1 protein-coding gene is annotated in these 1,073 nt (G+C 37.8%); it reads right to left on the bottom strand.

Annotated elements, in window-relative coordinates; all coding sequences use genetic code 11:
* Positions 1-183 precede the first annotated feature (183 nt).
* Positions 184-651, bottom strand: a complete 468-nt coding sequence (locus AC0YN7_RS29680) for a hypothetical protein (RefSeq protein WP_475813607.1) — start codon at positions 649-651, stop codon at positions 184-186.
* Between the last annotated feature and the right edge of the window lie 422 nt (positions 652-1,073).

Genomic DNA, 1,073 nt, shown 5'->3' with positions numbered 1-1,073 from the left:
TTGGACATGGTGTAGGTTTACCTCATTCATTGTAGTATTTTTTATTAAAACACAAAAACCCGAAAGATGGGCACTTTTTCTAAAGTGTCTATCTTTCGGGTTACAGTTCATAGCAAACTGCCCCTTATTTGTTCAACTAAAGTCCTCCGTTAGTTCAACGACCACTTAATTTCCATTCACATCTTATATCCATCTAATAAAAAAGGTATTGTCAAATTTCACCTTGTTCCTTTCTGCCCAATTAGCCAAATTCGCTGCGCCTTTCTCTCCATTCTTTACAAACCTAAAACACATACTGATTGGGACAATTTGTGCTCCATAAGGCTTTATTCCAATAACAGGAATTATGAAATCCCCCATGCTCATGATGACCTTAATTTGCTCCGCTTTAATTATTCGTCCATTTACTAAGATCGTGTCATGATGCAGGTATAGCTCAATTGGCTTCTTGAATGTTCGATATATGGACCATAACATGACTACTGTACAAAAACAGAACATCACAATTACGGTGAACCGCAGTATCGTACTGTCCTTTTCATTCAATGATCCATTTATTAGAAAGAGGAGTGCACATAAAATAGCCATAGAAATAATTACATTTATCCCCGAATGAATTCTGACAGTGTATTTGAATTGACTAAGCTCCAAACTTTTTCGACCTCCCCTAAATCATTTTCCATTAGTATCACAATACCATTTTTATCCATAACTAAATAGAGAATTTTGGGTTCTCCTAATTACAGTCTAGGGGGACCAAATTTTGCACTATTCTGCCCGTTAGCTTAACAAAAAAAGGGAGCAGCTGCCGCAGCAAACTACTCCTTGATTGTTCAACTATCGTTCCCCGTTAGCGTAACAAAATACTGCCGATTGCGGAGCAATAATAATACCTTTGGTTCCCAACGTTCTCGACTCAAGTAAAAAAATATTAGCGTATCTCTCTTAATTCGGGTTCCTTCTCGATGGAAACATGGGTTGGAGCGATAGTTGAACATGAACGTTACTTCAGAAGCGTTCTACTAGTCATATTGTGAGTAAAGCGCAAGCATATCATCAGCACAGCCAGCTAT

The sequence above is a fragment of the Paenibacillus sp. J31R122 genome (assembly GCF_056269185.1).
Note: the sequence above shows the minus strand (reverse complement) of the source record. Positions and strands in the feature narration are given on the sequence as shown.